This window comes from Myxococcus llanfairpwllgwyngyllgogerychwyrndrobwllllantysiliogogogochensis, from assembly GCF_006636215.1.
Taxonomy (GTDB): Bacteria; Myxococcota; Myxococcia; order Myxococcales; family Myxococcaceae; genus Myxococcus; species Myxococcus llanfairpwllgwyngyllgogerychwyrndrobwllllantysiliogogogochensis.
In genome coordinates, this window is sequence record NZ_VIFM01000120.1 from 1 (window position 1) to 18,831 (window position 18,831).

Consider the following 18,831-nt stretch of genomic DNA (forward strand, 5'->3'; position numbering starts at 1 on the left):
CGGGCGCCTGTCCCGTGACCTCCGCCGCGTAGAAGGCCATCAGCTCGCGGACGAAGACACCCAGCGACCAGCGGTCCGTCACCAGGTGATGCATGGTGACCAGGGCCACGTGGTTGTCGGGCCCCAGCCGCAGCACCTTGCCGCGCAAGAGCGGCCCGCGCGCCAGGTCGAACAGACGCTGGGACTCCTCGCTGGTGCGCCGCTCCACCTCGGCGTCCTGCTCCTCTTTCGACAGGTGCGAGACGTCCTCGACCGGGACGAGCAAGCGCAGCTCTGGCAGCACCACCTGGACGGGGATGCCATCCTCGCGCGCGGCGAACACGGTGCGCAGCGACTCGTGGCGCCGCACCACCTGATTCACACAGCGTTCCAGCAGGGCGACATCCAGCGCGCCGGTGAACTGGACGGTGATGTGGACGTTGTAGGCGAAGGCGCGACCGCCCTCGAGCTGGTCCACCACCCACAGTCTCTGCTGCGGGAAGGAAGCGGGTGCGGGCCCGGTGTCCTCCCGGCGCGGGATGGTCCGCTCCACCGCCTTCGTGGTCGCGTCCTGAAGCTGTCCCTTCTTTTCCTTGAGAAGCAGTTCGTACAGAGCGCGCTGCTTGGGGGTGAGCTTCTCGAGGTTCTTGTTCCCACTGCTCATTACAGACTCCGAGCGCCAGCCCTGGGGGGCCAGGAAGCGCGAGCATTTGCCGACCGACAGGCTGTCGGTGCGTCGTCACGGGGATGGAAGGGGCCGGGCAAAATGTATCAAGCCATCGCCAAGGATGGCTGACGCCCTCGCTGCAGCACCCGGTGGTCGAGCCACCAGTGAAACATCAACAGTTGTATTCAAGTATGCGCGAGGCGCGCGGCAATACGAGACACAGTCTGTCTGGCGGGCTGCAGTGAGTGTCGAGGGGGTCGGACATGCTCCATGCAGAATCCCATTGTCCTGGAGATTCTCCAAAATTGGGCACGCACCAGAATCTCATCATGTGGGATTTTCCAGGCGAGCAAGGGGACGCGGGAATCGCTGGGGCTCCAGGGAGAATTCCCTTCACTGTGCGCCATCCAGAGCACCACCTGCGGTGCTGGGGCTGCCGTCGTTGCGAGGTGGGACGCACGCTCAGTGATTCGAACGAGGAGGCTTCCTATTGCCAGGAATCCTGCGCTGCGCCGGTGAGGGCGGGAGTTTCCGCGGAAGGCTGGCGAGGTGGCGAGCGGGCGCATCTCCACTGGCCCGGAGATGGGGGAGGGCGTCGGACGTTGCCCTCTCATGCGCCCATATCCAAAGCAGCGTCGTGTTTGCATTTCACGGAAGCTCTGCTGAGTAAACCCAGTGATGCTCCCGCAACTCAAATACAGCAACACGAACGATACCCTGCCCGTCATCTGCCGCGGCGCATCCGGCGCTACGACGAGTACCCCGAGGCAGCGGCAGGAAGTCGGTGGTTTTGCTGGCAAGCCTCACACCGTCTTCACCGCGAGCTCCTTGGCCACGTCGATGAAGAGTCGCAGGGGCCCCGAGCGCTGTGCCCTGCTCGGGAAATAGAGGAAGAACCCCGGCACGGTGGGCGCGTACTCCTCAAGCACTCGCACGAGCCGTCCGGTGCGCAGTTTCTCCTTCACCGCCGGCTCGAAGACGTACGCCAACCCCAGGCCCTGCTCCACCAGGGCCAGCGTCAGTGCGCGATCATTGGTGAGCACTCCACCTCGCACCGGCACCCGCCAGTTCCTGCGCCCGCGCTCCAGCTCCCAGGCGTAGAGCCCTCCGCTCGAGGGCATGCGGATGGTGAAGCACTCGTGACGCAGCAGGTCCTCGGGTCGCTGCGGCGTGCCGTGTCGCTCGAGATACGAAGGCGCACCCACCACGACGAAGCGGAAGGCAGGGGAGAGGCGTATCTGCACCATGTCGCGCTCGATGGCCTCGTGCAGTCGCACTCCCGCGTCGTAGCCCTCAGCGACGATGTCCACGAGTCGGTTCTCGGCGACGACCTCCACTTCCACTCGGGGGTGGCGCGCGCGGAAGGCAGGAAGCACCGGGGTGATGACGAAGGGCACCGCGACTTCCGGCACCGTCAGCTTCAGTTGCCCCACCGCTTCACCCGGCTGCGCCGACACCTCCGTGAGGCTCGCGAGCGCCTGGCCGAGGCCGGGGCCCGCCCCCTCCAGCAGCCGCCGTCCCGCGTCCGTGAGTGCCATGCTGCGGGTGGTTCGGGCGAAGAGCACCACCCGAAGCTGCGCCTCGAGCTGACGCACGGACTGGCTCACAGCCGCCGGAGAGACGCTGAGCTCGCGCGCCGCCGCGCTGAAGCTCTTCAGGCGTGCCACCACGAGGAAAACCTGAAGCTGTGGGAGGAGCGTCGTCTTCATGAAGAGTGTCCGTGTGAGTCACAGAGGCCACGAGTGGCGCCCCGAGCGGCGGTGTCCATTCAGGTCAGCGAAGGCGTCCTGTCAGGGCAGACCATCTTCAATCGCAGCTTCAAGGCCCATTGCCAAATCCCCATCTGGCCCGCTGCTTCCGTGGCAGCTACTTCTCTTCTCGCCGGACCGGCCCCACCCCCCCGCCAACTCGCCCGTCCCAGCTCGGCCTCCGCGCCGCCACCCTTGAGAGGACCGACATGAAACGGCTCACCCTGACCGCAATGGTGCTCCCTCTCGTTGCCGTGGCGTGTGCCCACACGACCGAGGCTGGGACGCAGGTGGCCGCAACGTCCCCGAGCGACGGCGCGCAGGCGCTGCGGATTTCCCGGAGCGGCTCGCAGGCCCCACGCCAGGGACCCGCAGAGAGCTTCACGGGGGCTGTACGTGTCGACCCGCTGTTTCAAGCGAAGGCGCCGTCCCGCACCTCGGGCGCGTCGGTCACGTTCGAGCCAGGCGCCCGGTCGGCCTGGCACGCGCATCCCCTGGGCCAGGTCCTCCTCGTCACCGAGGGCGTGGGGCGGGTGCAGCGCTGGGGAGACCCCGCCGAGGAAATCCGGCCAGGAGACGTGGTCTGGATTCCCCCCGGCCAGAAGCACTGGCATGGCGCCTCGCCCGAGCACCGGATGACGCACATCGCCGTGCTGGAGCACCTCGACGGAAAGACCACCGAGTGGATGGAGAAGGTCAGCGATGCGCAGTACGGCGCCCCCACGACGGAGGGCCGGCCACCGTCCGAGGTACCGGCGCGCACGGGCGCGGGTGGCGCGGGGCAACCCACCCGGGCTCAGAGCCTCATCGGTGACTTCTCGCCCAAGATGGTCGAGCTGACCGACGGCGTGCTCTTTGGGGACATCTGGGAGCGCCCGGAACTCTCCAAGCGGGACCGCAGCCTGGTGACCGTCAGCGCCCTCATCGCGATGAACCGTCCGGACCAACTCCGCTCCCACTTCGCCCGGGCGCGTGAGAACGGGGTGAAGCGGGAGGAGTTGATCGAAACCATCACCCATCTGGCGTTCTACGCGGGCTGGCCGAGCGCGATGACGGCGCTCGCGGTGGCGAAGGACGTCTTTGAAGCCAGGTGACGATGGCGAGGGTCGAAAGAATTCCCAGGGGGTAACCCAGATGCGAACGCAGCGGCCAGGACGGTTCATTCAGGGGACGCTCGTCGTGATGAGCGTGGCGTCGAGTTCATGTGTGAGTCCCACCAGGACTGGCGCGACGACGTCGGAAGGACTGGTGCTCCAAGAGCAAGGGAGCTTCGCCGTTGGAGGGACGGTGGTGACCAGTCCAGGGACGTTCGACCCGCTCCGTCCTTCTTCGGAGGGCGCAACGCTCCACGGAGACCACGCGTATGTCTTCTATCAGGTGCCGAACGACGCGCGTCGACTCCCGCTGGTGTTCTGGCATGGTGCTGGCCAGTCCTCGAAGACGTGGGAGACCACCCCTGACGGTCGGGAGGGTTTTCAGAACCTCTTCTTGCGCCGCCGATTCGCGGTCTATCTCCTGGACCAGCCCCGGCGCGGTGACGCGGGGCGCAGCACCGTTCCGCTGACCATCCCCGCGACTCCCGACGACCAGACCTGGTTCGGCATGTTCCGGATGGGAGTCTGGCCGGACTACTTCCCCGGCGTGCGGTTCTCGCGTGAGCCGGAAGCGCTCAACCAGTTCTTCCGCTCGATGACGCCGAACACGGGGCCCTTCGATGCGGAGGTGAGCGCGAACGCTGTCTCCGCCCTCTTCGACCGGATGGGGCCGGGCATCCTCGTCACGCACTCGCAAGGAGGAGGTCCTGGCTGGTGGGTCGCGATGCGGAACCCGAAAGTTCGAGCGGTGGTCTCGTATGAGCCGGGCAGCGGCTTCGTCTTTCCAGAGGGGGAGGTGCCTCCGCCCATGCCCAGCCTCACGGGCCCGCTCGAGGCCCGCGGCGTTCCGTTGTCTCAGTTCATGCCGCTGACCCGGGTCCCGATCGTGATGTTCTTCGGGGACAATATTCCGGAGGGGCCGTCGCCGAATCCAGGGCAGGACAACTGGCGGGTTCGGCTCGCGATGGCGCGGCTCTGGCGGGACGCCGTGAATCGCCATGGCGGGGACGTCACGCTCGTCCACCTGCCAGAGCTCGGCGTCCGAGGGAACACCCACTTCCCGTTCTCGGACACCAACAACGTGGAGATCGCGGACCTTCTGTCGAGGTTCCTCGCCGACAAGAACCTGGACTGAGCCGACCTGCCTGCCTCCGCGTGGAGACTATTGCGACGGCCCGCTTGAGGAGGCGAAGTCCTCTACCCACCCCAGCGCCTGCCCTGCACCGAGGAGAGGAGGGCGGTACTCGGCCTGGTAGGGCTCGTAGAACCGCTCTGGGTGAGGATGCGCTCCTTCAGGCGCTGGCGTCCCCGTGAAGTCAAAATGAGCGCCGACATGTCGAACGAACAGGGCATGCCAGCGCTCCTCCTCCCCGAGTTGCTCCGGAGTCAGTCGGTACAGCACCCACCGCCGCATCTCGTCGCGCGCGGCGATGAGCTCTTGCTCCGCGACGACATAGAAGCATCGCTCGCCACGGTACTCGGCCATGCCCTCGAGAGGGCCATCCCAGAAGTTGGAGACCCAGAGAAGCTTCACCTCCTCCGAGCGGAGGCGGGGAAGCTTCGTCAGGTCCAGTTCGTGAGGATGCTCCGTCATGCGCCGTGACGCAGGACTGTAGCAGCCTCACGTCTGGAGCGGGTGGGTGCTCAGCCGTCGTTTGGATTCTCTGGTGGCTGGTCGGTGGGCATCTCGCCCAGCATCGGGAAGAAGCTCCCGTCCCGGTCCGCACAGAACGGATACGGCACCACGGAGTGTTTTGAGAGGTTGAGTCGCTTGTTGGTCCTGTCCTCGCAGTCCGCGAGCTCCTCGTAACCGGACTCCTTGAACATGGCATCGCCGAGCGCCTTGTACTTCTTGTGCAATGCCTTCGTGTACTCTTCCCCTTGCTTGTCGCCCTTCTCCATCTCGGCGATGTTGTCGGGTTTGATCTCCAGGACCTGGCATTGGTGGATGCAGTCAATCCGACACCCGCGGCCCTTGTAACGCGGGTTCGGATTGTCGCAGTACGTGGCCTCGATGGAGATCTCCGAACCCTCCGAACAGCTCGAGGCCTGGCGGCGCTTGTGCTCTTCCTGTCCGTATCGGATGTGCGCCCGGACCTTCGGGCTGTTCGAGCCGAGCAACTGGCCCTCCTTGATGTTCTCGATGCTCTTCATCCTCGAGATGAGCGCACTCTGGAGCTTCGGCGCGGACTTGACCTTCTTCTCCGCGACGAGGACCTCGACGGCCTTCAACATGCGGTCATATCGCCCGGTGATTGAACCCCACTGGCTGTTGAGCGTCGACGCATAGCTGTCCGAAATCTCCTTCACCCTCTGCTCCCAGTCGTACTCCTTGCAGAAGGCGTCGCGGATTGCATCGGCGTCCTGCTTCGCGGTCTTCCGGAACGCGAGGACATCACGCTCCCATTCCAGGAAGTCCTTTCGGAGTGCGCGGTAGTTCTCCGCGATGCCCCCCGCGTAGCGCTTGAGCTCCTGATCCGCGCGCGCGACGTCGGGGTTCTTCTCTCCGAGGACGAGGTTCTTGCACGGGTCCTTCTCGTAGATCTCCGAGCGCCGGGTATTCCAGTAGGCAAGTATCTTGTCGGCGGAGGCATCGAGGTTGCTCTTGATGCTCGACCAGTTCCCCTCGGTGAAGGAGAAGGCCTTGGCGGCCACCGCGCGGCGCTCCATCGCCTCTTTCTGGCGGTCGGTCTCCGCCTTCTTGCCCGTCCACGTCCGTTCAAGTGAGTCGGACATCTCCTTGAGCTTCACGACCCCTTGCGCGTGATTGTCCTTGTTGCCGACCTGCTCACGAATCGTCTCCTGGAGCCGGACCTCGTCCGCGCGGCAGGCTCGGACGTCTCCTTCGAGGAAGTACTGCTCGGACTTCAGCCTGCGAATCGACTCGAGGGCTTCCTTCAGCGACCTGGTGGGTGCCGGCCAGCGCTCCACGAGCTGGCGGGCCTCTGAGTCCTCGCCCTGGATGTCCTTCAGGTCACCCAAGAAGCCGAGCACGTCCTCCACGGCGCGAAGCGCTTCGGAGATTTCCGAGGACGCATCGCCGCTGCGGGAGTCCAGGTCCCTGACCTTCGAGGCGATGGTCTGCAGCCGCTCATCGAGCTTCTTGCGTATCACCGTGCGGACCTGCCCGAAGTTGCCGAGCTTCGACATCGCGTCCTTCGCCGCGTCGAACTCCTTGCCCTTCGCGACCTCGACGCACTTCGACTTCGTCTCTTCCATCCGCCGATTCCAGCGGTCCCAGATATCGTTGACGCCGTCTTGAAGTTCGCCCTTCACGTCCGACCAGCGATTGTGTGACTCGGAGAAGTTCCGGGCATAACTCCGCCAGCGGTCCAGCTCGCCATGGACCTCCTGGTGCTTCCGGTATTCGTCGTTGTAGATGCGGCCAATCTTCTCGGCTTCATCTGGAATCTTGAAGACCCCCGTCGGGTCCTTCTTGTCGACGAACGTTTGGATGAAGGACTTCAGGTTCCTTTCGGCCTCGTTACAGCGCTCGGCGAGGCGGGACTCGTCCGCCTTCACCTGCGCGTCCTTCATCCGCTTCAGGTACTGCGCCGACTCCCGGAACTTCGAGATGTAGTCCAGGTAGGAGTTCGCCATCGTCTTGCCCGGGTCATTCGGCGGGTTCAGCGACCTGAGTCGCTCCACGTCATTCCTGACGTTGCCCAGGGTGTCGAGCGCGGAGTCGATGTCGCTGGAACTCGAGTCGGAGACAATGCCGTCGAGCTTGTCCTTGATGCGGCTGAGGTTGTCTTCAACGGCGCGCACCTTGTCGTCGATTTCATCCGCCCCGGCGGGCAGGGCGACAAGCAGCACGAGCATCCCCGCGGTCAGTGTCTTCTTCATGGTCATCCCCCGGTCTCCAGCTTCCTGGGCCGCGCGCCCTTCACCTGGGCGTTCTTCGGAAACAGCTGCGCGGCCGCCTTCCAGTCAAACGCCTTGCCCAGCCCGGCCTTCGCCGGCTCCGCGCCGATTGACGGCGGCGCGACCTGTTCCCACTCCTCGGCGGTGAAACGATTGGTCTGCTTCGAGGTTCGAGCGAACCAGCTCGCGTAGATCGCGGGGTCCAGGTCGAATCCTCCGTCGGCGACGATGTTGCCTGCCTGCTTCTTGAAGGGGAGGTCCGCCAGCAGGTGCATGGACTTCTCGTCCACCGTGGGCGGTGGTGTCCCCTGCGTGGAGCGGAACGCGGCCCAGTTGCGGAAGAACGCGTTGTCCGTCAGGACCACCTCGCCCGGATTGGCGCTGGAGCGCACCGCGAAGTTGTCGATGTACTGGAACACATTCCCGTCCAGCACCGCGGGCGCGTTGCCTCCCAGCGCGACCCCTGTGCCCGTGGAGCTGGAGCCGTCATGGGGCCGGTTGCGGTTCCAGATGAACAGGAAGGTGTTGTCGCGAATCCTCGCGGGCCGCGTGCCGAAGCCTCCGGTGACGCGGATGCCGTCGGAGACCATGTTCACCACGATGTTGTTCTCGAACGTCACCGCGTTGCTCATCCGGACCGCGGCGCCCGCGCCGTTGACGAAGGTGCAGTTGCGAATCACCGTCTCCGGCGAGGACACCCAGACGTGCTCGCTGTCGGGAGAGACGTTGACATCCAGGAAGCCGTCCGGGTCATACCGGTTGAGCGTGCGGCGATCCAAGACGAAGCCATCCACGATGAGCCCGGTGTGGTCGCCATTGCCCTCCAGCAGGTACCCCTGTGGAGACGTCTTCGAGTCGGACGGCCAGTGGAGGAGGGTGGGGGTATTCCAGGGGTCCCTGCGCTGGAAGTCCCGGTCCCATCCCCCGAGCAGCGTGAGGTATTGCTTGCCGTCCACCACCCACTTGCCGCTCTTCAGCTTGCCGCCGTACTCGCCCTGCGAGACCAGGATGCGGTCTCCGCGCTGGGCCTGCTCCAACGCCTGGAAGGGGTCCTTGAAGGGCCGCTCGCGCGAGCCATCGCCCTCGGTCGCGCCAGCACGCACGAACCAGTCCCGTCCCTTCGGGCGGGCGGCCATGGCGAGCTCCTTCTCGTAGGGCTCGACCGAGTCGATGACGAGGGCGTACCGGGGATTGCCCTCGCGGGCTCTCGCGGTGCCGCGCACGACGAAGAGGTCCCTGGGCGGGCCCGAGCCGTAGTTGGGAATGGCGTCGATGACGCGCTCGGCGGCGGTTCCCTTCCTGAAGAGTCCCGTGGCCCGCGCCTCGTTCTTCTCGTCGACCAGGAAGACGGCCTTGTGGGTCTCCCGCGAGGTGCCCACCGGGCCGTTGTCCGGGTTCGCCACGCCCTGGCTTCCGACGATGACCTCCACGTCCTTGCCGTCGTGGCCCTTCGGGTTCGCCTGGATGCTGGTGAGACTCACCCGTGTGTAGACCTTGGCCGGCGCCGCCGAGGAGGCCGTGGAGAAGGTCAGCTTGAGTCCCTTCGCGCGAGCGCCCTGCGTGAGTGAGGCATTGCCTGGAGTGACGAGCTGGGGGACGGCCCCTGGCGGATAGGCGGGCGCGAAGAGGGTGAGGGGCTCGCCCGTGGCGGGGAAGCCCGCGCCGGTGCGCGTCTCCTCCCAGGCCTTCGCGTCGAACTTCTTCCCGCGTCCCTCGCGGCGGGTGAACCGCTCGTACCAGGCCGGCTCGAAGGGGAGCTTCGGGTCCACGGCGACGTTGCCGCCCGCCCGCGCGAAGCCCACGTCCTCGGCGTCCGCGATGTCGGAGTCATCGAGCGAGGACTTCTTGCCCTCGAAGTAGAAGGCGGCGTTCGAGAAGAGGTTCCTCCAGAACGCGTTGCCCTGGATCGTCACCTTGGAGGGCACCGTCACCTGGGCGCCGTGGTTGTCGGAGTGGACGACGAGGTTGTTCTCCAGGAGCGCCTTGTTCGTCACGTCGATGCCGGCGCCATCGGTGCCGCCCTCGGCGATGGCCTTGGTGGCCCAGATGAACGCGATGGTGTTGTTCCGGAGGGTGACGGGCGGGTCCTGGTCTCCGCCGCCCTTGGAGATGATGGCGGCGGAGATGGAGTTGACGATGACGTTGTTCTCCACCACAGCTCCGGGCGACGTGCGCACGGCGTGGAGGGAATTGACAATCATGCAGTTGCGCAGGACGCCGCCCTTGGCCAGGTCCACGGCGCCGTTGCGGTGGAGGGCGCTCGCGTCGAAGTTGCCACCCTCGCCGACGTAGTCATAGGTGTCCTGCATGTCGATGAAGAAGCCATCGATGGTCGCGCCCGCCGTGTCTCGCTGGGCGCTGGTGCTGACTCGGGCGAGCGAAACATCCGGACGGTTTGGCGAGCCCTTGCGCCAGGTGAGCTCGGTGAGGTTCTTCCAGGGGTTGCGCTCCTGGAAGGCCGCGTCATAGCCGCCGAGCAACCGGACTCCTGGGAAGACGAGCTCCCAGTTTCCACGCTCCAGCTTGCCGTAATACCGCCCCGCGGCGACGTGGACCCCGTCGTTCGCCTCCAGGCGCTCCAGCGCCATCCAGGGGTCGGCGAACGGCCTTTCCCGCGAGCCATCACCTCCCATGGCGCCCGCGCGGACGAACCAGTCGCGTGCCTGGGCGGGAGCTGCGAGGCAGACGGCGGCCAGGATGAGCATCCAGCTCATGACACGGTGCATGAAGAACTCCTCGGGGAGAGTCAGCGAGAGGCGCGACTCGACCGGGCCGTCTTCACACACTTCACGCTGTCGTCATTTCCAGCACCGCGACAATGGCGTGCACAAAGGTGACATCAGCCAGGAATAAGCCCTGGCTCAGGGGCGCTGGCGAGACTTCGCGCTCCATTGCGCGACCATCAGGTCGATGAAGCGTCGCACCTTCGCTGGCAGGTATCGTTTGCTCGGGTAGATGGCCATGATGGGGACGACCTCCGTCTCGCAAGACGGCAGCAGCGCCTTGAGCCGCCCATTCGCCAGGTCTTCGTCGACCAGAAAGTCGGGAAGATAGGCGATGCCCTGTCCCGCGACGGCCGCATCCCGGAGCGCCTCGCCGCTGTCGAGACGAAGGCGGCTTCGCCCCTCCACCTTCACCGAGGAGCCGCCCTTCTTGCGCAGCTGCCAGTGTTGTCGTCGCGTCCGACTGCTGAATATCAGGCAATCATGCGTCGCGAGTTCCTCCAGCGTTTCAGGCTCGCCGCGCGCCTCGAGGTATGCAGGCGCGGCACAGAGGACCGCCCGGTGTTGAGCCACGAGCCGTGAAACCAGGCGCGTGTCGGTGCTGGTCGTGTTGATGCGCACGGCCAGGTCGTAACCCTCCTCGATGATATCCGCGACGCGGTCCGTGAAGCTCACCTCTGCCTGCACGTCGGGCCAGGTCCGCAGATAGTCCCGCAGCAAGGGGAGGACATGCCGTCTGCCGAAGGCGTCGGGCACGGTGAGCCGCAAAGTCCCCCGGGGGTGGCCCGTGCGCTGACCGACGCTGGCCTCCGCTTCGTCCAGGGCCGCCAGGACTTGCAGGCAATGCTCATGGAAGACACGGCCATCGTCGGTGAGACTCACGTGACGCGTCGTGCGATTGAGCAGCCGCACCCCAAGGCGGGCTTCCAGCCGGGCCAGGGCCTTGCCAGCCGTCGAGCGTGTCAGTCCGACGGCCCGGCCTCCGCCCACGAAGCTGCCCGCGTCCACGACGGACATGAAGACGAAAATCTCATCCAGCTGGGCGCGTTTCATGGAGGGCCCTCATTGTAGCCCCCAGCGTCGCTGGAGAGGCGAACGCCGTTCGTCAATGGCCTCGGTATACGAGTCCGGCAATCACCTCTTCACGCCGGGGCGGCGACGTCCCCGAAACGCTTCCCGGCAAAGCCCACTGGAGCGCACTCATGCCCGTCACCCTGCTCAACCCCGAAGGACTCCCGAAGACCGACGCGTATGGATACCGACAGGTGGCGATTGCCACCGGCACCCGGCAGGTGCACGTCGCGGGGCAGGTCGCGTACGACGCGAATGGACAACTCGTCGCACGCGGTGACCTGGCGGGACAGGTGGCGCGTGCCTACCGCAACGTCGCCATCGCGCTCGCGGCCGCTGGGGCGACGTTCCGCGACGTCGTCCGACTGACGTTCTACGTGGTCGACTGGAAGCCCGAGATGATGCCCGCCTTCCTCGCCGGCATCGAGCAGGTCGCCGCCGAGTTGCAGATTTCGCCAGCGCCGGCCTCGCTCATCGGAGTCTCCGTGCTGTTCGAGCCGGGCGTCCTCGTCGAGATTGAAGCCACCGCGGTCGTGGGCTGACCCACGTCGTAACCGAGCGTCCATTCGACAGCGGAGGAGTGGGGCCAGGACGGTTGTGCAGGCCCGCTCTCTTCGCGGATGCTCCAGCGATGACGGCCGAAACCGAATCAGCCATGCCCCAGCCCCGGCGTCTCTCATTCCGGCGCAGGGCCGTGGCGACCCTCCTCGCGCTGTTCAATCCCGGTGTGGGTCATGCACTCATGGGACGGTGGCTCCGCGGAGCGCTGTGGGTGGGCGCCATCGTGGTGCTCAGCGCGAGCCTGCCGTTCGTGGGCTTCGTCGGCGTCATGGTGCTGCTGGCGCTGTACGTGGCGGCCGTCGTGGATGTGGCGCGTGTGGCTCCACCCGCCGTGGGCGTGCCCTCAGTCTGGCACGCGCTGCTGATGGTCGTGGGAATCTGGCTCGGGAGCAACGTGGCGCTGAAGGGGATTCGCGCCGTCGTCACGACGCCTTGGCGCATGCCGTCCGGGGGAATGCACCCCTCCCTCCTGCAGGGAGATGCAATCATGACGGACGCCACCGTCGCGCCTCCGCTGCGGCGTCGCCCTCTGCTGCGCGGTGAGGTGTTGGTGTTCGACCCCCCGCACACTTCAGAAGGACCTTTTCTGCAGCGCATCGTCGCATTGGGCGGTGACACCGTGCGGATGGAGGCGGGCAGACTGTGGCTGAACGGCCAGCCCGTCTCGCGCCGGCTCACCGAGGACGCGTGCATCGCAACCGACCCGCCGGGGCAGGCGCCCGGATGCGCGGTGTACGAGGAGTTGTTGGGAGAACTCAACTACCTCATCCAGGTCGGCGGGGAAGGAGCGTCCCTCCCGACGGAAGAGGGACGCTGCCCAGCCCACCTCGAACTCGAGGGCACGAGCTGCAAGGTCCCCGAGGGGCACCTCTTCGTCCTGGGAGACAACCGCGACAACAGCTTCGACTCGCGCTACTTCGGCGCCGTGCCGGAAGCCAATGTCCGTGGTGTGGGCTCCTACATCTTCTTCTCGTGGACACCCGAACGCGGGGCTCGGTGGGACCGGCTCGGCCAGTGGCTGCGGTGAGTATTCGGGGCGCTGTGGAGCCCCACGAGGACGCCGCGCATGTTTCGCATCACGCGGCTGAACACGAGCGTCTCAGTGCGGAGGTCCTCGTGCTCGCGTCCACCCAGCCTCAACCCGGATGCTTCTCCAGGTACTCCCGCACGCGCCCGAATGCGTTCGGCTGGGGATAGACGTCACCACGGTCGCTCAGGGCCGAGTCGCACACCCCATGCGACCTCCGCCGCTGTCTGAGTTGTGCCTCGGCCGGGCGAGGCGGCGCCGCGAGGTGCCCCACACGAGCAGCAGGAGCGCGCCCCAGCCCAGGCCCGCCGGTGAGCCCGAACTGGTGTTGCAGCCCCAGCCCAGCTCCTGCGGCGGGTCCACGAAGATGGGCTCACGGGGTGGCTGCACCGTGACGTGGAATTCGCACGAGGCGCTGTTGCCCGCCGCGTCCGTGGCCGTCACGGTGACGGGCGTGGTGCCCAAGGGGAACCGCGTGCCGGAGGCCTGGCTATAGACCCGCGAGGGGGAGGACACCGCGTCCGTGGTGATGGCCTCCGCATAGTCCACCTCGATGCCCGAGGCCTTCCAGGTCAGAAGCACGATATCGGCCGGGCAGGAGAGGACCGGCGCGGTGGTGTCGCGCACCGTGACGGTGAAGGAGCAGGTGCCCGCGTTGCCCGCCTCATCCGTGGCGGTGAAGGTGACCTCGGTGGTGCCCAGGGGGAACGGGGTGCCGCTCGGGTGGGAGCTGGACACGGTGGGCGCGCGCGTCACGGCATCCGAGGGCGGGGTGCCTGTGAGGGATACGTCCATCGCGCCCTGGTCGCTCTGGGCTTCGACCTGGACGGAAGCCGGACAGCCGAGCTCGGGCGGGGTGGTGTCCCGCACCGTGACGATGAAGCTGCACGTGGACGTGTTGCCGGAGGCGTCCCTGGCGGTGACAAAAACTTCCGTCGCGCCGAGCGGGAAGAGGGGGCCGTCATGGCCGTAGACCACCTCCACCGCGGAGCTGCCGGCGTCGGTGGCGGTGGCGAAGGGGAGGGAGACGTCCGCGCCTTCCGGCCGCTGGGCCTCGGCGACGAGGTTGGCCGGGCACGCCAGCGCGGGTGCGGTGGTGTCGCGCACCGTGACGGTGAAGGAGCACTCGGCGCTGTTGCCGGCGGTGTCCGTGGCGGTGATGCGCACGGGAGTCGCGCCGAACCCGAAGTGGGAACCGGAGGCGGCGCTCGAGGCCACCGTCACGGCGGTCCCCGAGACGGAGTCCCGTGGAGCGGCGGCGGGATACATCACGTCCGCGCCCGTCATGTCCGTGGCCTCGACGACAATGTCCCCGGGGCATGAGAGCTCGGGCGGCGTGGTGTCGCGCACCGTGACGGTGAAGGAACAGGTGCCCGCGTTGCCAGCCGCATCCGTGGCGGCGACGCTGACCGTGGTCGCCCCGAGGGAGAACAGGGTGCCGGAGGCGTGGCTGTAGCGCACCGTCACCGGAGCCGACACCGCGTCCGACACCGTCGCGGCCAGGTACTCCACGGTGGCCCCCTGGGCGTTGCGCGCCTCCGCCGTCATCGCCGTGGGACAGGTGAGGGCCGGGGCCGTGGTGTCGTGCACCACGACGGAGAACTCGCACGACGCCGTCCGCTCCAGGGCATCCCGCGCCGTGGCCGTGACGACGCGGGTCCCCAGCGGGAAGCGCGAGCCCGAGGCCTGGCTGTACGTCACGTGCATTGGCTCCATGCCGGAGGCGGTAGCGGACGGCCAGAGGACAGTGGCGCCATCCGCGCCCGTGGCCTCGGCCACCACCGTCGCGGGGCAGGTGATGGACGGCGGCGCGGGCGGGTTCACGGTGACGTTGAAGGCACACGAGGCGGCATTGCCCGCGGAGTCGGTCGCGGTGACGGTGACGGTATTTCCCCCGAGGTCGAACGTCGTGCCGGAGGCCTGGCTGTACGTGACTTGGGCGGTGGAGACCGCGTCGGCGGCGGAGGCGGGCGGATACTCGACGGTGGCTCCCTCGACGCTCGTGGCCACCGCCTCCACGGCCTCGGGGCAGGAGAGGTCGGGCGCCCGCGTGTCGCTCACCGTGACGGTGAAGACACACGTGGCTGAATGCCCCGCCTCATCGGTGGCGGTGACGGTGACGGAGGTGGCGCCGAGCGGGAAGTCGCCGCCGCTCGGGTGGCTGTAGCTCACCGTGGGCGCGCCCGGGAAGTCGTCCGTGGCGGACGCGGGCGGATACACCCCGGCGGCGCCCTGGGGGCCCACGGCCTCGGCGGTGAAGGATTCAGGGCAGGTCACCGTGGGCGGCGTGGTGTCCGTCAACGCCACCACGCTCCACAGCTCGCGGCCGGACTGTCCGTCGTCCGCCGAGAAGTACAGGGTGTCACCGACGACGGTCAGCTCCCTCGGATGGCTGGAGTTGGGGCCCGGCGATACGTCCGCGAGCAGCCGGGTCCCTTCCGGCGTTCCATCCGTCCACCACAGCTCCTGTCCCACGCCCTCGACGTAGGTGGACAGCGCAATCCCTCCATTCCACGCGACCCCGCTGTCGCTCAGCCTGGGGTCGACGCGCACGGTGCCTGCCTCGGTGCCGTCACTCTTCCAGAGCTGGAAGCCGTTGGAGTAGACCAGGAAGTAGAGGATGCCCTCCAAGGCGATCTGCGGCCGTGGGTCGGAGCCGGCGCTCCCGGGCTTGATGTCGCGCACGCGCACGGTGCCTGCCGCGGTGCCGTCGCTCTTCCACAGCTCGCTGTCTCCCGCGGCGTCACGACCCTGGAAGAAGAGGGTATTGCCCACGCCGAACAGGTAGCTCGGGTTGACGTTCGCCACCTTGACGGTGCCTGCCGCGGATCCATCGCTCTTCCAAAGCGCACGGCCGGTTCCGTCACTGGCCGAGAAGTAGAGCGTGTCGCCCACGCTGGCGAATTCCCAGGGGACGGAGCCCGTGCTGCCCGGGTAGATGTCCTTGACGAGCACCGTGCTGGCGGGGGTGCCATCGCTCTTCCAGAGTTCCTCTCCCTTGATGTGGTCATCGGCCCGGAGATAGAGCCGTCGGCCCACCGGAAACAGGGTGTAGGGCGACGTCGTGGACTCGTAGATGCCGACGGTGGAGATGTCCTTGACGAGCACGGTGCCCGCCTCGGTGCCATCGCTCTTCCACAGCTCGGTGCCCACCACGCCATCGCTGGCCGAGAAGAAGACCTGCCCGCCCACGTTGACCAACGCATCTGGATAGGAGGCCGCGACTCCGGGCCTGATGTCGCGCAAGCGCACGGTGCCGGCTTGGGTGCCGTCGCTCTTCCAGAGTTCCTTGCCCGTCGCGCCGTCGTCCGCGGCGAAGAAGAGCAGCCCGCTCGCGCTCGTCAACAACGAGGGCGTGGAGCCCCGGCCGCCGGGCAAGATGTCCCGGACGCGCACGGTGCCGGCTTGGGTGCCGTCGCTCTTCCACAATTCAGGGCCATCTCCGCCATTGTCCGCGCGGAAGAACAGCGTGCCGTTCAGCTCCGTCAACTCCACCGGGTCGGAGCTGGAGGCCCCCGCCTTGCGGATGTTGCGCACGCGCACGGTGCCCGCCTCGGTGCCATCGCTCTTCCATAGCTCGCGACCGGTGAGGCCATCCTCGGCGGCGAAGAAGACGCTGTCGCCCACGCGCGTGAGGGAGCTCGCGCCGGAGCTCTCGGCTCCGGGCATGATGTCCCGGACGCGCACAGTGCCGGCCTCGGTGCCGTCGCTCTTCCACAGCTCCTCCCCGGCGACACCGTCATTGGCGGTGAAGAGGAGCGCCTCGCCCCCGTTCACGAGCGACGCGGGGTGCGAGCCCTCGGCTCCGGGGCGGATGTCACGCACGCGCACGGTACCGGCCTCGGTGCCGTCGCTCTTCCACAGCTCCGTGCCGCTGACGCCGTCGTCGGCGACGAAGAACAGGGTGCCGCCCACGTCCACCAGATTCCGGGCGCTGGAGCCCGTGGCGCCCGGCGCGATGTCACGCACGCGCACGGTGCCGGCCTCGGTGCCGTCGCTCTTCCACAGCTCCGTGCCGCTGACGCCGTCGTTGGCCACGAAGAAGAGGGTGCTGCCCACCGCCGTCAGCGACGCGAGGCCGGAGGCGGTGGAGCCCGGGCGGATGTCGCGCACGCGCACGGTGCCCGCGTTGGTCCCATCGCTCTTCCACAGCTCGCGACCGCCAACGCCGTCATTGGCTTCCAGGAAGAGCGTCCCATCCACCACGGTGAGCTGGGAGGGCAGGGAGCTGCCATACATGTCGTAGATGTCCTTGACCTGGACGTGGGCCCTGTTGACGGGGTCGAACTTGCACAGCTCGTAGCCGACGCTGGTGTAGCAGGAGTAGTAGAGGGTGCCGCCCATGGCCGTCAGCAAGGACTCCCCAAAGCGCGAGTCGACACCGCTGGCCAGGGAGGTCACGAACACCGTGCCTCCCGGCGTGCCATTGCTCCGCCACAGATGGTCGGTGCCGGTCCCCTGGGGGATGATGAAGTAGAGCATCCCGCCCGAGGCCGTGAGGCTGGTGGCTGACTGCATGATGCTGTCATAGGCGAGGTCCGTGAGGCGCACCGTTCCCGCGGCGGTGCCGTCGCTCTTCCACAGTTCGTAGCCGCTGCTCTGCTCGTAGGCCGTGAAGAAGAAGGCGCCATTCATGGCGGCCTGTCGGCCCGGCAAATAGGGGATGGAGGGTTGCATCTCAAGCCTGCGCTGGGCCGTGGTGCCGGCCTCCGTCCCATCGCTCGCCCAGACCTGGGCGCCGGTGGTGTCGTCGAAAGCGGAGAAGAAGAGCGTGGTCCCCACGGCGGTGAGCGAGCTGGGCGCCGAGCCCTTGTCGCCGGGCCTCAGGTCCGTCACCCGCTTCGCGCTCACCGGGAAGTGGCTCGACAGCTTCCGCGCGGAGCGCTCCATGTCGGGGGGCGGGGCCTCGGGCGTCCCCAGCTCCTCCGCGCAGCCCCCCACCGCCGCGACAGCCAACATCCACCACACCATCAGCCGCTGCTTGTTCTTCATCGTCCCCGCCTCGTTGCCGAGGCGAACCATCATCTCAAAGCCACGCGCGAAGCAACCCGTGCCCCTCGTCCCGTTCCCTTGCATTCAGGGTTGGCGGGTGTTGCGGATGCCGCCGTGCAGGCTCCAGACAACAGCTTCGGCTCCAGTTGCAGGCTGCGGCCTACAACGCGGGCGGTGGGGCTTCGTCCTTTCGCATGGTTGGAGGTGGCCTGCGCCTTGCTCTGTGGACCACGCAAGTGCTCGCAGAGGAGCAGGCTCACGGTTGCTCCCGTTCCATCCCCACACCCCAGGATTTCCCCATGCTTGGTCCCCTGAAGCGCATCGTCGACAACAGCATCGTCCGCTACTTGAAGGACGAGCCGAGTCCTCGGCCCACGCCCACTCCACGGCCCGCACCCTCGCCGGGCCCCGTGGACAGCTTCGAACCTGTTCCAGCGCCAAGGACAACTCCCTGCCCGCACCCGGGCCCGGCGCCGTCGAACGCCAATACCGGTGGGCCGAACTGCCCGGACCCGGCGCCCCTGACGCCTCCGTCCACCGACCCGAAAAACCCGACGCCGAAGATGCAAGTCCGTCCGGCCAGATCGGACCGCTACGATGAGTCCCGCAACGGAACGGACATCGACACCATCGTCCTTCACCACACCGCCGACAAGTCCGACAAGAGCAGCCTGGAGACGCTCACCGGCGAAGGGGGCGGTCTTGCCGGTGAAGTCCTTCGGAAGATCAAGGAGAAGAAGAACGGCGGCAAGGTCAGCGCCCACTACGTGATTGGAAAGGATGGGACCATCTATCATCTCGTCGCCGACGAGAAGCGTGCCTGGCACGCGGGTGGGGGTTCCGTGCACGGTGATAAGTCGAAGGACGTCAACGACCGCTCCATCGGCATCGAAATCGTCAACGACGGCGATGGCAAGGATGGCTACACCGAAGAGCAATACAAGGCGCTCGAGCAGCTCGTGCCCTATCTCTCCAAGCGCTACGACGTCCCCACCAAGAACGTCGTGGGCCACAAGGAGACCAACCCCGACAAGAAGGACCCCTCGGAGAACTTCGACTTCGGGCGTATCACCCGCGCCACCGAGAAGGTGCGGTAAGGGGCACA

At 67.1% G+C, this 18,831-nt stretch carries 12 protein-coding genes; 5 read left to right on the plus strand and 7 right to left on the minus strand.

Annotation, left to right across the window (positions count from 1 at the left end; translation table 11 throughout):
- Together FJV41_RS26610 and FJV41_RS26615 are read right to left on the minus strand one after the other, a co-directional pair.
- The coding region (locus FJV41_RS26610) for a condensation domain-containing protein (RefSeq protein WP_246137427.1) at window positions 1-643 on the minus strand (643 nt) is incomplete at its 3' end.
- A gap of 806 nt (window positions 644-1,449) precedes the next feature.
- The gene (locus FJV41_RS26615; RefSeq protein WP_141645367.1) at window positions 1,450-2,355 is read right to left on the minus strand and encodes a LysR family transcriptional regulator; all 906 of its coding nucleotides are present in this window, start codon (window positions 2,353-2,355) and stop codon (window positions 1,450-1,452) included.
- A 248-nt stretch (window positions 2,356-2,603) separates the two neighbouring features.
- Between FJV41_RS26615 and FJV41_RS26620 the strand changes: the two genes are divergently transcribed.
- Window positions 2,604-3,488: a (R)-mandelonitrile lyase gene (locus FJV41_RS26620; protein WP_141645368.1), complete on the plus strand. Its 885-nt coding sequence runs from the start codon at window positions 2,604-2,606 to the stop codon at window positions 3,486-3,488.
- A gap of 112 nt (window positions 3,489-3,600) precedes the next feature.
- Entirely contained in the window at window positions 3,601-4,623 is a 1,023-nt protein-coding gene (locus FJV41_RS26625) for an alpha/beta hydrolase (protein WP_181790953.1), read from the plus strand.
- A gap of 27 nt (window positions 4,624-4,650) precedes the next feature.
- Here FJV41_RS26625 and FJV41_RS26630 read toward each other — a convergent pair whose 3' ends face one another.
- The 4 genes from FJV41_RS26630 to FJV41_RS26645 all read right to left on the minus strand — a co-directional run bounded on the left by FJV41_RS26630 (window position 4,651) and on the right by FJV41_RS26645 (window position 11,128).
- Window positions 4,651-5,082: a hypothetical protein gene (locus FJV41_RS26630; protein WP_141645370.1), complete on the minus strand. Its 432-nt coding sequence runs from the start codon at window positions 5,080-5,082 to the stop codon at window positions 4,651-4,653.
- Between the two features lie 50 nt (window positions 5,083-5,132).
- A complete protein-coding gene (locus FJV41_RS26635) occupies window positions 5,133-7,334 on the minus strand; it encodes a hypothetical protein (RefSeq protein WP_141645371.1) in 2,202 nt (733 codons plus the stop codon).
- A gap of 2 nt (window positions 7,335-7,336) precedes the next feature.
- Entirely contained in the window at window positions 7,337-10,078 is a 2,742-nt protein-coding gene (locus FJV41_RS26640) for a right-handed parallel beta-helix repeat-containing protein (protein WP_141645372.1), read from the minus strand.
- A 135-nt stretch (window positions 10,079-10,213) separates the two neighbouring features.
- Window positions 10,214-11,128 (minus strand): LysR family transcriptional regulator, encoded by a 915-nt coding sequence (locus FJV41_RS26645; protein WP_141645373.1) that lies wholly within the window; start codon window positions 11,126-11,128, stop codon window positions 10,214-10,216.
- 149 nt (window positions 11,129-11,277) lie between these two features.
- On the opposite strand from FJV41_RS26645, the gene FJV41_RS26650 reads away from it, so the two are divergent.
- Window positions 11,278-11,688: a RidA family protein gene (locus tag FJV41_RS26650; RefSeq protein ID WP_141645374.1), complete on the plus strand. Its 411-nt coding sequence runs from the start codon at window positions 11,278-11,280 to the stop codon at window positions 11,686-11,688.
- A 200-nt stretch (window positions 11,689-11,888) separates the two neighbouring features.
- Window positions 11,889-12,734, plus strand: coding sequence for a signal peptidase I (gene lepB / locus FJV41_RS26655; RefSeq protein WP_174489099.1), 846 nt, complete (start codon window positions 11,889-11,891; stop codon window positions 12,732-12,734).
- Window positions 12,735-12,920: 186 nt separating this feature from the next.
- On the opposite strand, the gene FJV41_RS26660 is transcribed toward lepB, so the two are convergent.
- Window positions 12,921-17,759: an ELWxxDGT repeat protein gene (locus FJV41_RS26660; RefSeq protein ID WP_181790955.1), complete on the minus strand. Its 4,839-nt coding sequence runs from the start codon at window positions 17,757-17,759 to the stop codon at window positions 12,921-12,923.
- Window positions 17,760-18,025: 266 nt separating this feature from the next.
- Between FJV41_RS26660 and FJV41_RS26665 the strand changes: the two genes are divergently transcribed.
- Window positions 18,026-18,823: an N-acetylmuramoyl-L-alanine amidase gene (locus FJV41_RS26665; RefSeq protein WP_141645377.1), complete on the plus strand. Its 798-nt coding sequence runs from the start codon at window positions 18,026-18,028 to the stop codon at window positions 18,821-18,823.
- The last annotated feature ends 8 nt before the right edge of the window (window positions 18,824-18,831 follow it).